13 protein-coding genes and 3 pseudogenes are annotated in these 14,078 nt (G+C 74.6%); 12 read left to right on the top strand and 4 right to left on the bottom strand.

Going from position 1 to position 14,078, the window contains the following annotated elements:
- Positions 1 to 321 precede the first annotated feature (321 nt).
- The 10 genes and pseudogenes from ACZ411_RS12325 to ACZ411_RS12280 all read left to right on the top strand — a co-directional run.
- Positions 322 to 2,304 (top strand): annotated as a pseudogene (locus tag ACZ411_RS12325) (DUF7507 domain-containing protein); the annotation flags it as partial.
- A gap of 59 nt (positions 2,305 to 2,363) precedes the next feature.
- Positions 2,364 to 2,633: pseudogene (locus ACZ411_RS12320) on the top strand (DUF7507 domain-containing protein); the annotation flags it as partial.
- Between the two features lie 46 nt (positions 2,634 to 2,679).
- Complete coding sequence (locus tag ACZ411_RS12315; RefSeq protein ID WP_464170964.1) at positions 2,680 to 3,756, top strand: Ig-like domain-containing protein; 1,077 nt, start codon at positions 2,680 to 2,682, stop codon at positions 3,754 to 3,756.
- 222 nt (positions 3,757 to 3,978) lie between these two features.
- Positions 3,979 to 4,107 (top strand): annotated as a pseudogene (locus ACZ411_RS12310) (TasA family protein); the annotation flags it as partial.
- 9 nt (positions 4,108 to 4,116) lie between these two features.
- Complete coding sequence (locus ACZ411_RS12305; RefSeq protein WP_464170962.1) at positions 4,117 to 4,533, top strand: hypothetical protein; 417 nt, start codon at positions 4,117 to 4,119, stop codon at positions 4,531 to 4,533.
- 244 nt (positions 4,534 to 4,777) lie between these two features.
- Positions 4,778 to 5,659 carry a sortase gene (locus ACZ411_RS12300; protein ID WP_464170960.1) on the top strand — a complete coding sequence of 294 codons (882 nt, stop codon included), beginning with the start codon at positions 4,778 to 4,780 and terminating at the stop codon, positions 5,657 to 5,659.
- Positions 5,622 to 6,305 carry a signal peptidase I gene (locus ACZ411_RS12295; protein ID WP_464170958.1) on the top strand — a complete coding sequence of 228 codons (684 nt, stop codon included), beginning with the start codon at positions 5,622 to 5,624 and terminating at the stop codon, positions 6,303 to 6,305. The genes ACZ411_RS12300 and ACZ411_RS12295 overlap by 38 nt, the downstream gene beginning before the upstream one ends.
- Positions 6,302 to 6,907: a TasA family protein gene (locus ACZ411_RS12290; RefSeq protein WP_464170956.1), complete on the top strand. Its 606-nt coding sequence runs from the start codon at positions 6,302 to 6,304 to the stop codon at positions 6,905 to 6,907. Before ACZ411_RS12295 ends, ACZ411_RS12290 begins: the two co-directional genes overlap by 4 nt.
- A gap of 126 nt (positions 6,908 to 7,033) precedes the next feature.
- Positions 7,034 to 7,726, top strand: a complete 693-nt coding sequence (locus ACZ411_RS12285) for a hypothetical protein (protein ID WP_104291470.1) — start codon at positions 7,034 to 7,036, stop codon at positions 7,724 to 7,726.
- A gap of 413 nt (positions 7,727 to 8,139) precedes the next feature.
- Positions 8,140 to 9,123: a nuclear transport factor 2 family protein gene (locus tag ACZ411_RS12280; RefSeq protein WP_464170954.1), complete on the top strand. Its 984-nt coding sequence runs from the start codon at positions 8,140 to 8,142 to the stop codon at positions 9,121 to 9,123.
- 95 nt (positions 9,124 to 9,218) lie between these two features.
- Here the strand turns inward: ACZ411_RS12280 and ACZ411_RS12275 are convergent, their stop codons facing one another.
- From ACZ411_RS12275 to ACZ411_RS12265, 3 genes are all read right to left on the bottom strand, one after another.
- Complete coding sequence (locus ACZ411_RS12275) at positions 9,219 to 10,148, bottom strand: LamG domain-containing protein (RefSeq protein ID WP_464170952.1); 930 nt, start codon at positions 10,146 to 10,148, stop codon at positions 9,219 to 9,221.
- 14 nt (positions 10,149 to 10,162) lie between these two features.
- Positions 10,163 to 11,320 carry a S26 family signal peptidase gene (locus ACZ411_RS12270; RefSeq protein ID WP_464170950.1) on the bottom strand — a complete coding sequence of 386 codons (1,158 nt, stop codon included), beginning with the start codon at positions 11,318 to 11,320 and terminating at the stop codon, positions 10,163 to 10,165.
- Between the two features lie 88 nt (positions 11,321 to 11,408).
- Positions 11,409 to 12,071, bottom strand: coding sequence for a hypothetical protein (locus ACZ411_RS12265; RefSeq protein WP_104291155.1), 663 nt, complete (start codon positions 12,069 to 12,071; stop codon positions 11,409 to 11,411).
- A gap of 228 nt (positions 12,072 to 12,299) precedes the next feature.
- On the opposite strand from ACZ411_RS12265, the gene ACZ411_RS12260 reads away from it, so the two are divergent.
- On the top strand, positions 12,300 to 12,815 hold the full coding sequence (locus tag ACZ411_RS12260) for a MarR family transcriptional regulator (protein ID WP_464170947.1): 516 nt from the start codon (positions 12,300 to 12,302) through the stop codon (positions 12,813 to 12,815).
- A complete protein-coding gene (locus tag ACZ411_RS12255; protein WP_464170945.1) occupies positions 12,812 to 13,240 on the top strand; it encodes an NUDIX hydrolase in 429 nt (142 codons plus the stop codon). The genes ACZ411_RS12260 and ACZ411_RS12255 overlap by 4 nt, the downstream gene beginning before the upstream one ends.
- Before the next feature lie 60 nt (positions 13,241 to 13,300).
- Here the strand turns inward: ACZ411_RS12255 and ACZ411_RS12250 are convergent, their stop codons facing one another.
- Positions 13,301 to 14,047 (bottom strand): phosphotransferase, encoded by a 747-nt coding sequence (locus ACZ411_RS12250; protein WP_464170943.1) that lies wholly within the window; start codon positions 14,045 to 14,047, stop codon positions 13,301 to 13,303.
- Between the last annotated feature and the right edge of the window lie 31 nt (positions 14,048 to 14,078).

Raw genomic sequence — 14,078 nt, 5'->3', positions numbered from 1 at the left:
CGCGGAGTCTGTCTCGCGGTGCTGCTTCGTCAGCGGCGTGCTACTTGAGCCGCGATGACTCAACTCTACTCGCGCTCCCCCGAGCGTCAAGTCGTGAGGCGAGGACTTGAGCGATGTCGGCTCAACTCACAGGATCCGGGTGCCGATGCCGCGGCGTGTGCCCCGGGTGGGGGCCCGGGGACGTCGGAACGGGGGCTACTGGTTCACCTAGATCGCTACTGGGACCCTGTACCAGCTCTGATCAGCACATTAGCGTCAGATGGCAGGCCGGGGGCCTGAGGCGCCCCGCCCGGGGCGCACCGGAGCACGGGGGTGGTCGCCATGGGACGAGTGCGCATCGGCGGCGCTCGGGGGTCAGCGTCCCCGTCCTCCCGACACTCGGGTCCTCACACGCAGGAACTTCGCCGTACCGGGCTTCGCCGTCTCTCGGCCCTCGTAGTCGCCTCCTTCGCAGCCGCGCTCCTCGCCGTCGCACCGGGGTCCCCCGCGACGGCTGCCCCCCTCGCCGTCGCCGAGGCGTTCGCGGACGCGAGCGTCCCGGACCCCGCGTGGACGCCGCTCGGCGCCGCCTGCCTCACACGCGCCACGGCCGCGCCTGCCGCCGGGAACTCGCCGCTCGGGGTGTGCGCCGGGCGCGCCGGTGCGCCGACGGCGACCACCACGCCCGGTTCGCTTCAGCTCACCGACGACCGGGCGAACAGCACCGGCGGTGCGGTCTACAACACCGCCCTGCCGGTGAACGGCGGCCTCGAGATCCGGTTCGACCAATACCAGTACTCGTCCGCCGGCTCGGGCGGGGAGGGCATGGCTGTCTTCCTCGCGGACGGGGCGCAGCGGATCGCTGCGCCGGGTGCCGGTGCCGGATCGCTGGGCTACGCGCAGACGACAGGTACGAACGGCATCGCCGGCGCCTACCTCGCTGTGGGGCTCGACGCAGCAGGAGGCTTCTCCAGCGCGACCGACGGGCGCGGCGCCGGCTGCGCGCAGGCCGCCCCAGGAGTGCGGCCGAACTCCGTGGTCCTGCGCGGCACTGGGCAGGGGACCTCGGGGTACTGCTACCTGACCGGCAGCACACTCGCGGGGGGCCGGACCCTGCACTCCACCGTCGCGACGGCCTCCACCGGCGCCCCGCCCGCGACCGCGGGGCGCACCGTCCGCATCACGGTCTCGGCCGCGGCACTGCCGGTCGTGACCGTCTACCACGGTGCGAGCGCCGGGCTGGCGGACTCCGCCCTGACCCAGGTGCTCCAGTACACGTTGACGACCGCGCCCCCGTCGTCGGTGAAGGTGGGGTTCACCGCATCCACGGGGACCTCGACGGACACGCACCTGATCCGCAACGTGCGCGTGGCCTCGGTCGCGCCGACGTCCACCATCATTCAGCTCACTAAGACCGTGAACCCGGGCTTCCCGCAGCCGGCCGCGTACGCCGAGGGCGACACGGTCCGCTACCAATTCGTCATCGCGGCGCCGCAGCTCCTCAGCGTGATCAACGACGTGCGGCTCACGGATCCGCTCGTGCCCTCGCCGTCGTGCACGGCGAGCGCGTTCCTGCTCGCGGGATCGATCACCTGCACCGGCACCCATGTCGTCTCACCGGCCGAGGCGATGCAGGGCTCTCTGGTGAATACAGCCGTGGCTTCCGGGCAGCCGCTCCTCGGGGGTCGGATCTCGAGCAACGCCGACTCCGTCCGGGTCGCGATCGCTACCCCGGCGCCCGGGCTCTCCCTCGCGAAGACCGGCACCCTGGCCGACGCGGACGGCAACGGCAAGGCCGACGTGGGCGAGACCATCGCCTACTCGTTCACGGCCCGCAACACCGGCAATGTCTCGCTGCAGTCGGTCGCGGTGACGGATCCGCGCGTGACGGGCATCACCCCGGCGAATGCCACGCTCGCGCCCGGAGCGTCCGCCGTCTTCACCGCCGCCGCGTACACGGTCACGCAGGCCGACCTGCAGGCCGGCACGACGCTCGTGAACACGGCGACCGCGACCGGGCGCACGCTCGCCGGCGCGGCCGCGCCGACGGCGACCTCCACCGCCACCGTCGCCGTGAACCACGGGCCCGCTCTGACGGTGACGAAGGACGCGGTCCTCACGGGCGGCGCCGCGGTGGGCGCCACCATCGACTACTCCTTCCGGATCACGAACAGCGGCAACGTGCCGCTCACGGGCGTGGCCCTCACCGACCCGCTCGCGGGACTCTCCGCGATCACGTACGGCACCTGGCCGGGCACCGCGGGCTCCCTGCCCATCGGGGGATCGGTCACGGCGACCGCCCGCTACACGGTCAAGCAGACCGACCTCGACGCGGATCCGTCGCGAACACGGCGACCGCGCGCGGCACGAGCCCCGCGGGCATCGTGGCGTCCGGACAGGCCACGCGGAACGTCTCCCTGGCGCGCACCGCCACGATCGCCCTCACCAAGACCGCGTCCGTCGCGAACGTGCCCGCCGCGGGCAGCCCGATCACGTACACGTTCCGCGCCACCAACACGGGCACGACGACCCTCACGGGCGTCAGCGTCTCGGATCCCCGCCCGGGCGTCTCGGCGCCCGTCTACACCTGGCCCGGGACCGCCGGCACGCTCGCACCCGGCCAGGTCGTGACGGCCACCTCCACCTACGCGGCGACCGCGGCGGACGTGCAGGCCGGCTCCATCGTCCACACTCGCGACCGTGCGGGCCACGACATCGGCGGGCGCCACGATCACGCAGACCGCGACCGCGACCGTCACCGCCGTGCCGGACCCGCTGCCCGACGCCGCCACCACCGCCCAGGGCGTGCCCGTCGTGATCGACGTGCTGGCCAACGACGGACGCGCGGCGACCGGCGCGACCCTCAGCCGCGCCCAGCAGTCCGCGACGCCGACCCTCGTCGGCGGCGCCTCTGGACCCGTCCCGGCCAGTCCCGTCTCGGGCAGCGTCACCTGCGTCGCGACCGGCACCGAGCGCGGGCGCTGCACGTACCGCTCGGCCGACTTCTTCACCGGCACCGACGTCTTCGACTACTCGCTGTCGAGCTCCGTCGGCACCTGGAACGTGCGCGTGACCGTCACGGTGACGCCGCTGAACCGGGCCGCCGTGGCACGCCCGGACCGCATCGTGGCGACGACCGGCGGGCCCGCCGTGTCCGTGGATCCGACCCTCAACGACACCGACCCCGACGGCGACGCGCTGGCCGTGACGGGGGCGACCCCGCCGTCGGGCCTGCGCGGCACCTTCTCGTGCGCGGCGACGGCATGCACCTACACGCCGGCCGCGGACGGATGGACGGGCACCATCGTGATCCCCTACTCGGCGACCGACCGGCCGTCGGCCCCGGGCACCGGCATCGTCGTCTCCTCCACGATCACCGTCTTCGTCGACCCTGCCCCCCTCGCCCCGCGCGGGTTCCACCACCGCGACACGGCGACGCAGGCGGCGGGCACCGGCAGCTGGACCAGCACCACGACGATCGGCACCGCCACGCCGAGCTGCGTCGCCGGCCGGCCGAGCACCGCGCTCGCATGGGCCGCGACGCCGGGAGCGACCGCGTTCCTGGTGGAGCGCCGCGTCGCCGGCGCCACGCCTGGCGCGTGGATGGAGGTCGCCCGCCTCGGCGCCGAGGCCATCGGCTTCGTCGACGACCGCGTGGGCGAGTCCCGCTCCTACCAGTGGCGGGTCCGACCCGACCTGCACCGGTGGACGGGCGTCGCCAGCGCCGCCACAGCCGCCGTCACCCAGCCCGCAGCCGTCGACGCGAGGGGCTGCTGATGACCGCGACCCCCCGCCCGCGCGCGGCCGACCCGCCGCCGCGCCGGCCCCCGCAGACCCCCGCATCCGGTCACCCGGATGCGCGTCCCGCCCCTCCGGGCGACGACGCCGCACGACCCCGCACCACCACGCACCTGCACCACCTCATCAGCACCACCATCGAAGGGAACAGCACCATGAGCACCACCGCACCCGGAGAAGCGCCCCGCACCCTGGCGCAAGATCATCGCCACGGGCGCGATCCTGACCGTCGGCGCCCTCGCCACGGCCGGCGCGTTCGCCGTCTTCACGGACTCGGACACCGCGTCGCTCGCCGTCGACGCGGGCCAGCTCGACATCGTCGCCACCGGCGACTACACGGTGTCGGACATCGCTCCCGGCGACACCGTCGAGCGCCCCATCGTCCTCGAGCTCCCGGACACCACCAACGACGGCGACCTCGTCTCCGCGGTGACGTTCGGCGTGGCGGTGACGGACGACGTGCCCGGCACCGACGACACGACGCTGCCGGGCGGCGGCGAGTCGCTCGTCGCCGGCGCCGAGGGCCTCACCTACGAGCTCGTCACCTGCTCGGGCGGGACGTGGACCACCGCGGCCGCCGCGGACCGCGGGCCGTACACGTGCGACGGCGCCGAGGTCGTCACGAGCACCGGGAAGCTCTCCGCCCTCACCGGCGCCGCCGGTGCCGTGACGCTGGCTCCCGCGGCCTTCGGCGTGGTCCCCACGGCGGACGGGACCTTCCGTCCGACTCGGAGGACGTCGCCCTCAGCACGCTGATGCGCCTCGTGCTCCCCACCGCAGCGGACAACGACTACGAGAACGCGTCCGCGACGATCACGTACACGGCGTCGGCCATCCAGCGCGACGGCCTGCAGCGCTGATCCGACGGTCGGGTCCGGCACGCGCCGGCACCCGACCGTCCCCCGAGCGGGGCGCCGATGGCGTCGGCGCCCCGCTCGACCGCACGACCCGCGCGCGGAGCTCCCCCTCTCCCCCGCGCAGACGACCCGGAAGCCCCCTCATGCACGCACGCACCGGCACGGCCGCCCTTGCCGCGCTCTGCCTGACGCTGCTCGCCGCCGCCCCCGCGACCGCCGCATCCTCCGCTCCCTTCTCCGCACCGCTCGTGGACGGGGCCTCCACCGACGAGCGCGCCCTCGTGGTCCGCGAGGTCCCCGGCCCCGCGTCGCGCCTCCGCGACCTCGCGCCCGGCGACTCCGTGGTGTGGGCCGCCGAGGTCACCAACGCCTCCGCCTCCGGCTCGCCGGTGCTCGTCGACCTCGACGCCGGCGGGGACGGCGCCCTCGTGGGCGATCCGCGCGACGGCCTCCAGCTCGACGTGGTGCGGTGCGACGCCGGATACGAGTCCGTCGCCGACCAGCCGCTCAGCTGCCGCGGTCCCGCCGTGAGGCTCGGCACCGGTCCCGCGGCGACCCTCGGCCGCCTGGGCACGAGCATCCCGCTGGCCGCGGGCGACAGCACGAGCGTCGGCGTGACCGTGTCGTTCCCCGCATCGGCTGGGAACGGCGCCGAGGGCACGGCCGCATCGCTCCGCGTCACGTTCTCCCTGCTCGCCTCGGCAGGGCCGGGACCTGACCCCGTCGATCCCGGTCCCGTCGATCCCGGTCCCGTCGATCCGGACCCCGACGACCCCGGCACGCAGCCAGGCGGCGGCGAGGTCCCGGGAGGCGCGACCGACGCGCCCGACGACGGCGCCCTGCCGGCCGCAGCGGACGACGACCCCCGCCGCGGCCCGCTGCCCGTCACCGGACGCGACATCGCCTCCGCACTCTCCGGCGGCCTCCTCACGCTCGCCGCCGGCGCGATCCTCCTGATCGCGTCCCGGCGTCGTCGACGGGACGCGGATGCCGCGTCCGCGATCCCGTCCGAGGCCGCCTCGTGAGCCGGCACCCGCACGTCGTGGACGCCCATGCCCCGGCCGACGTCCCGGCCCCGGAGATGGGCGCCACGGCACCCCGCGCGCGTCGGCGTCGCGGTCCCCTCGCCCCGCGCTCACCGCGCTCGGGGGTGTCGTCAGCGTCGTCCTCGCCCTCGTCGTCGTCGCGGTCCTGCTGCTGACGCTCACCGGCACCGCGCGCTTCGTGCCCGTGCTCTCGAACTCGATGGCCCCGGGCGTGCCCGTGGGATCGCTCGCGGTCACCCAGCCCGTGGCGCGCGAGGACGTCGCCGTGGGCGACGTCGTCGTGTTCACGGCGCCCGTCGGTCCCGCCATCCGCGTCATCCACCGTGTGATCACCGTGTACGGGCCCGAGTCCGCCGACCGCATCGACGGCTGGACCCCCGACCTGCTGGTGATGGAGACGCAGGGAGACAACAACCCGTCGCCGGACCCGTGGATCGTCACGGTCAGCGACGACGAGGTCCAGCGCCGCACCGCGGTCGTCCCGTACCTCGGCTGGCCCGGGGTGTGGCTCAGCCATCCGGACGCGCGCAGCCTCGCCTTCGGCGCCGCCGGTGCCCTCGTCACCGCGTGGGCGCTCGTGGCCGTCTGGCGCCGTCCGCCGCGCACCGCGGAGGGCCGGTCGTGAGCGGCCGCCATGCCGTCGCCGGCTCTCGCGGTCCCGCACGCCGTCGACTGGGCCTCGCGGCGGGGGCCGCCCTGCTCGCCGCGCTCCTCGGCGGCGGCGCCGCCTACGCCGTCCTGGTCGACCGCGACGAGGCCGTGACCCGGATCTCCGCAGGCGCCGTCACGCTCGACTGGGGCGCCGCCGGCACCGACCAGACGACGGTGCCGATCACGGGCCTCCGCCCGGGAGGCCAGGCCGTGCGGATCGTGGACCTCACGAACACCGGGTCCGTGGCCGCCTCGGAGCTGGGCCTGGAGATCGGCGGATCCGCGCTCGGCAGCACCTCCGACGGCCTGCAGCTCGCGCTCGACCGGTGCTCCGTCCCGTGGACCGGCGCTCCGGGTACGGCCATCTGCTCGGGCACGGTCACGGCCGTGGTGGCCGACCGTCCCGCGCAGGGGCGCGTGCTCCTGACCGGGTCGCCCGCCCGGACCCCGGGCGTCCGCGACCACCTCCGCCTCACGCTGCGCCTGCCCGAGTCCGCACCCCCGACCGCGCAGGGGCTGTCGGGGTCCGTGACCCTCCAGGTCCTCGGGAACCAGCGCCCGGGCGAGCAGCGCTGACGGGCGGGGAGATCCCCTCAGGTCACGGAAACATCACGGGACCCAACCTTCCGGGGAGGGGCGCCGAAGGACCTTGCGACTCCACCCGGCGACCACGTCGGTCGCCCAGACAGCAAAGGATCCATCATGCGCAACCTCACCAAGTCGGTCTTCGGCCTCGCCACCGCGGGCTTCCTCGTCGTCGGCCTCGCGGCCTGCTCGACCCCCGCCGAGACCCCCTCGTCCTCCAGCTCCGCCGCGCCGTCCGCGTCCGCGACGACCGAGGCCGACCCCACGCCGCTCGCGTCGATCCCGACCCTGACCGGCGTCGACACCCAGGTCACCCTCGACTCCGGCTTCACCGGCGCCCTCACGACCCTGGGCCTGACCCCCGGCGTCATCGGCACCGCCACCCTCGACGGCGCCACCGGCGTCCTCGCGTTCCCCATCACCGGCGGCAACGTGGACTACTACGACCCCGAGATGGACTACCGCCCCTACGTCCAGGGCGAGATCGACCACGACGGCTCCGGCATCAGCCTCACCGCCGGCGACACCGTCGTGAAGCTCACCGACTTCGTCATCGACCCCGGCACCAGCCGCCTCACCGGCTCGGTCCAGGTCGGCGACGGCGAGGTCATGAACGACGTCTACATCTTCAACCTCGACGGCACGACCCTGAACCCGCTCCAGATGGAGGGCGACAACGCCGTCCTCGAGGGCACCACCGTCAAGGTCAGCCCCGACGCCGCCGCCCTGCTGAACAGCACCTTCGGCACCGACGCCGTCACCGACGAGCTCGTCGTCGGCATCGCGAAGATCACCGTCAACACCAAGTAGCACCCCACCCGGCACACACCGGGACAGCACCCCGCGAACCGCCCGGCCCTCGACGCCGGGCGGTTCGTCGTGCGCCCGGCGTCCGGCGAGCGGCGAGCTGCGCGCTGCGCGCTGCGCGCTGCGAGCCGTGCGCTGCGAGCCGGGGCAGCGCGGCGCGGCCTCCGGACCGACGTCGGCCGACGCGGGCCGCCGCGGGCACAGGGAAGCCCCCTCGCATGCGCGGCGAGGGGGCCCCTGCCGGGTGACTCGGACCCGGTGCATGGCCTTCGGAACGGAGGCCGCGATGGGCGGGCGGCGCGGCGGATCCCATCGGCGACAGATCGGCCCGAGGAGGCGGCCATACCAGGAACCGCTGATGAGCGTGCGATCCATCCACATCGGACCTTCCCAGCCGCACGCCCCACGGTGGGTGCATGAGAGTTCAACGAAACCCCGCCCCCCTGATCGCTCGCGGTGCCGCCGCCCTGGCCGGGGTCGTCGTGCTCGCCGGCTGCTCCGCCGCGGGATCGACCTCCGCCGCCCCCGGCTCCACCCCCGACGCGACCTCCGCCGTCGCCACCACCACGCCCGGGACGGCGGGGGACGGCGGCACCACGGCCGACCGCGGCGACTCCGCCGCGGAGGCGCGCGACGCGGACGTGATCGCCACGCTGCTCGCGACCGCGTTCCCGGATCCGGGCTCCGCGGAGGCGCAGGCGGCGGCCCGCGCCGCCGTCTCCCCCGACGCCGTCGCGCACGGGGCGGGCGCCGAGGCGGGGCCGGAGGGGCTCCTCGCCGAGTTCGCCGCCGCGCACCGTCGCGTCCCCGGCGCCCAGGCCGTCGTCAAGCGCACCGCCGCCGACGGCGACCTCGTGGCCGTCCACTGGCAGGTCGCCTCCGATCCCGCCGACGAGCGGACGGGCGAGGCCGCGATCGACCTCTTCCGCCTCGCGGACGGGAAGGTCGTCGAGCGCTGGTCGTTCGACCAGGCGATCCCGCAGGGGACGCCCGCGAGCGGCAACGTGAACACGATGTTCAGCGACCTCTACGCGGGCGCGCCGGACGCTCCCCGCCCGACCGAGGAGCAGGAGGAGGCGCACCGCCTCCTCGCCGTCGGCGCCTACGACGCGCTCTTCCGGGATCGGGACGTGAGCGTCCTCGACCGCTCCTTCGATCCCGCGTACCTGCAGCACAACCCGGTCGCGCCGAACGGCACCGCGGCGCTCGAGCAGCTGTTCAGCGGCGGCGCGCGCTTCCCGGCGCAGGAGTCCGTCATCTCGCTCGCGGACGGCGACCTGGTCTGGACCTTCTCGCAGGCCGTCGGCGCGCAGGCGGGGGACCCGTTCCCGGCCGCCGACGTCTTCCGCGTGGACGACGGCCTCATCCGCGAGCACTGGGACGTGGTGCCCGCGAGCTGATCGGCGCGCACCACCGCGGCTCGCCGCCGAGCCGCGACGGGAGCCGTGACGGGGGCTGCGACGCCGCGATGCCGGGGCACCGCCCCGCCGCCCGGTCAGCGACCGGCGACGTAGTGGGCCTGGACCTGCGCGGGGGTGAGGGCGGTCTTGTAGACGGCGGCGAAGCGCATGCTGCCGACGAAGTAGTTGCTGCCGGCGTTCGGCCAGCCCGACGTGTTGTCGTAGCCGATCCGCCAGTAGCCGGCGTTGGCCTCCGGCGCGGTGAAGGCCGTGTTGCCGGCCACCCGGACGCCGTCGACGTAGAGCGTCATGCCCCCGGTCGGCGACATGGTGGAGACCATGTGGTGCCAGGCGCCGTCGGCGACCACGGCCGGGCTCGTCAGCGTCTGGTAGTTGCCGTTGTTGTAGGTGCCGAAGACGAGCTGGCCCGTGGTCGACACGTAGGTGTGGCGGTCGTAGGCCGAGGACGACCCGGTCGCCGAGTTGCCGAAGCCGATGAGCTTCCCGCCGCGGACCGTGGTCTTGAACCACACCTCGGTGCTGAACGTCGCGGGGGCGGTGGCCTGCAGCGAGTTCGTGACGAAGTCGTTCCCGTCGAGGACGTAGGCGCCGCCGGCGTCGCGCGGGCAGGCCCGTCCGGCGGCGGTGGAGGTGTCGCTGACCATGGTGGTCGGCTGGGTGGTCAGCAGGGGCAGGGGCCGGTACGTGCCCGGGTAGGCGCCGGATGCGGTGTCGGAGGCCTGACGGGATCCGCTCGCCTCGTTGAGCGGGTAGGCGAACAGGGCGTTGGCCCTGTCGGCCGCGAAGGCGCTCGAGCAGGTGAAGTACGCGGCGGACGACGCGGCGCTGTTGTTGTCGTTGCGGATCGACGCGGTGTACGCGCCGTTCGTGCCGGGGGCGAGCAGCAGCACGGCCCCGAGGACTGCGGCGGCGGCGGATGCGGCGACCACGGCGGCGCGCGGGCGGCGGCGGCCGGCGGGGCGGACCGCGGCGATGCGGCGGCGGACGCGGTCGGCGAGTCCCATGCGATCCCCCTCGCTCATCGCCCGGTGGCCACGGAGGACGCGGTCTCGAGGCGGTCGTGCTCCCCCGAGACGTCCGTGGGGACAGTCTGCCCGGTCCCGGCGGCGAGGGCCAGCGCCTCGAGGGCGGCGGCGTCGTCCGCGGCGTCCGCAGCGGCGGCGTCCTCCGCGACGGCCTCGGGGTCGACGACCGCGACGGCGAGCACCCGCTCCTCGCGCTCGGCGGGGAGGCCGACGATGAGCGTGTAGAGGAGGGGGACGGCGCAGAGGCCGTAGAAGAGGATCCAGCCCCAGAGCGGCAGGTCGAGGGTGGTGGCGATGTCGTGGAACTGGCCGGTCTCGCCGACGGGGGCGGTGACCTCGCCGACCTGGCCGGAGACGAGGGTGGTGCTCGTGCCCCCCTCGACGGCGACGCGGATGGGGAGGAGGCCGGTGTTGACGATGCTGGCCTGCACGTCGTCGCCGCGGGTGACGGCGTCGAGGACGACGAGGGCGACGAAGGGGCGCAGGACGAACACGACGAGCGTCGCGACGAGGGACGTGCCGAGCATGCGCATGGAGGCGCGGTGCGTGGGGGAGGAGATGAGGCGGGTGAGGATCATGACGATCACGAGGCCGGCGAGGAACAGGGGCAGGCCCTTCGCGAGCCAGCCGAGGCCGGGGAGGATCGTGGTGGCCTCGCCGATGAGGTGGGTCTGGTCGGTCTTCCACGGGTCGACGGCGCCGTTGATGTCGCCCTGGGTGGTGAGGCCGTCGGCGTCGACGGCGATGACGCGGTGCGTGTAGGTCTCGTCCGGGGTGGTGGAGGGGTGGAAGGACACGACGTCGCCGACCTGGACGTCCTCGAGGAGGACGGGGGTGGTGAGCAGCAGCGTGCCGACGGGGGCCGTGGTGCCCATCGACGGGGTCTGGACGACGAACCAGCGGCCGCCGGACGCCTGGAACAGGAGCGTCGCGGCGACGAGGGCGGTGAGGAGGACGGTGGCCGCCCACATCGCGATCGTGCGGCGGCGGAAGGAGCGGGAGGCGCGCGCGGCGCGTCGGGTCGCGCCGCGCGCGGGGAGGACGGAGGCGGTCGGGTCGAGGTGCGCGTCCTCCGTGACGATGTCCAGCCCGAGGTCGAGCTCGAGGTCGCGGAGCGCTGTGGTGCTCGCGCGGTCCTGGATGTCGGTCATGGTGCACCTCCCGTGTCAGGGGCTGACGGATGGATGGAGCGGGGCCGCCGGTGGCGGCCCCGCGGGGTCGTGCGGGGTCGTGCGGTGACTAGCTGGCGAAGGTCCAGGTGAGGGGCAGCGAGGCGCCGAGGCCCTGGTACGTGTTGCCGGCGGAGGCGTCGAGCGTGACGGCGAAGGTGAAGTCGCTGCTGGCGCCGGCGGCGAGGGCGGTCAGGGTCTTGGCGGGCGAGCCGGCGAGGGTCGCCGCGGTGCCGGAGAAGACGTTGGTGCCGCCCGAGGTGATGACGACGTTCAGCTTGGAGCAGAAGTCGGTGGCGGAGCCGTTGACGGCGCCGTTCTTCGTCTGCAGGCACGCGGCGGCCGGGGTGAGCGTGAAGGTCGCGGCGTTCGAGGTGCCGACGTTCTTGATGTTCACGACGCTGGTGACCGTCTGGCCGGGGATCATCGTGGTCGAGCCGCCGAACTTGTTGATGGTGGAGCAGGTCGCGGCGTTGGAGTCGACGCCGCCCGTGGCGCTCGTGCTGAGGCAGGTCACGGTGGGGGTGCCGTTGGCGCCGGTCTGCGACTCCTGCATGACGAGCGTGCCGGAGGCGGCGGTGTTGTTGCTGTTGGTGATCGAGGCGACGAAGCCCGAGAGCGTGCCGGACATCGACACGGAGAGGAGGACTGCTGCGGCGACGCCCGTCGCGATGGCGAGGGGGGCGAAGCGGACGCGGCGGGTCTTGGCGGCGGGGGCGATGTGGTGCGACATGTTCTGGCTCCTGGATCGGGATGGAAGGGGGCTGTGAGAGCCCCCGAGGAGAAGATCGGTGACTCGCTTTGCAAGTAACTCGAATGTACAGCTACTCGGGAATAGTGCAATCCCCCCACTGCGGGGGCCATCGCGCGACGAGGGGGGTCAGGGGGCCCCGAGCCCGCGTTACAGTCGCTGGACCGCCTCGGGATCCCGCCGGATCCCCCGACACAGGGACGCCCGACGATGACCCCGGAGAGAACCGCCTCCCGCCCCGACGAGTCCACGGCCGTGGACTCGACGGCCGTGGAGTCCCTGGCGAACGCGCTGCACATGGTCGAGACCGCGCAGCGCCACCTGCGCACCCGCATCGCCCAGGACATCGGCGTGAACGTGACCGACCTGACCGTGATCAGCGTCGTCGGCGACCTCGGCCGCATGACCCCGAAGCTCCTGGCCTCCGAGATCTCCATGGGCACGGGCGCCGTGACCGCCGTGATCGACCGGCTGGTCGGCGCCGGGCACCTCGACCGCGTGCCGAACCCGCGGGACCGCCGCAGCGTCTTCCTCGAGCTGACCGACGCCGGCCGCGCGACGCTGGAGCGGATGACCGACGACTACCGCGCCGCGGCCGCCGCCGCGCTGCACGCCTCGCCGGCGCTCGGCACGGAGGAGACGGCGGAGGACATCGCGCGCGCCGCGATCGCCATGACCGCGCACACGCTGGATGGGCCGGACGCGGCCGGATCCGCGCGCGCGTGAGCACGACGGACCCCGCGGCCGCCCTGCCCGAAGGGTGCCAGGTGGTGCTCGTCGACGCGGCCGGGCGCATCCTGCTGCAGCTGCGGGACGACATCCCCGCCATCCCCTTCCCCGGCATGTGGGCGCTGCCCGGCGGGATGCTCGAGGCGCCCGAGACGCCGCTCACGTGCATCGTGCGGGAGGTCGAGGAGGAGCTCGGGGCGCGCATCCCGGCCGCGGACGTCGTGCACCTGATGAGCCGGACGCGCTCCTACGGCGTGGAGCACACGTTCACCGCGCGGCTCGACGTGGCGGCGGAGGACATCCGGCTCACCGAGGGGCAGCGGGTCGCGTGGTTCCCGGTGGACGAGGCCGTCCGCATGGAGCTGGCCTACGAGGACCGCGACGTGCTGCGGGAGGTCGCGGGGCGGCTGCCGCGCGGCTGAGGGCGGCAGCGCGGCTGACGGCGGCAGCGCGGCGGGCGGCGCGGCCCGGCGGGGGGCGGGCTAGCGCGCCCGCTCGGGCTCGGCGTCGAGGATCCCGCGGAGGTACGCGGCGTCCGCCGAGTAGTACGCGGCATCGTCGCGCAGGTGCGGCTTCCCGAGCTCGTCGGCCTTGGCGATCGAGATCGCGGCGAGGTCGTGGAGGCGCAGGATCGCGATGCGAAGGACGTCGGCGAAGGACGCGTCGGACCCGTACGCGCCGAGCAGCAGGGCCACGCGGCGGCGCGCGTCGTCCATGCCCGGGGCGCCGTCCTGCGCCGACCCCGACAGCGGCACGGCCCGCGTGGCCAGGTACGCGAGGTCCCAGAGGCGCGGCCCGGGCGAGCACATGTCGACGTCGATCACGCCCGTCAGGCGGCCGTCGGCGAACACCAGGTTGTGCGGCGCGAAGTCGTTGTGGCAGATGACCTCCGCGGGCACCTTCGTCGGCGACTGCCAGACTGCGCCGTCGAGCGCGAACCCGACGCTCGCGTCGTGCAGCTCGCGGAGGCGGCGGCCGGCCTGCTCGAGCACGTCGTCGGTCCAGACCCAGGCGGGCAGCGGGTACACGGGCACGTCGCCCTCGAGGAAGGTCAGCCGCTCGCGGCCGTCCTCCACACCGAGGGGCTCGGGGATCCCGACGACGCCCGCGAGCGCCAGGTGCCGCAGGTAGCGGTGCACCGTGGCGGTCCAGGGGCCGGCGTCGCGGAGGACGGTACCGCCCTCGCGCTCCACGCGGTTCATGTTGCCGCCGGCGAGGGGTCCGTCCATCCGGCCAGGCTAGGCCGCCCGCCCCGGGCGC

The sequence above is a fragment of the Clavibacter sp. AC415 genome, assembly GCF_979252985.1.
Note: the sequence above shows the minus strand (reverse complement) of the source record. Positions and strands in the feature narration are given on the sequence as shown.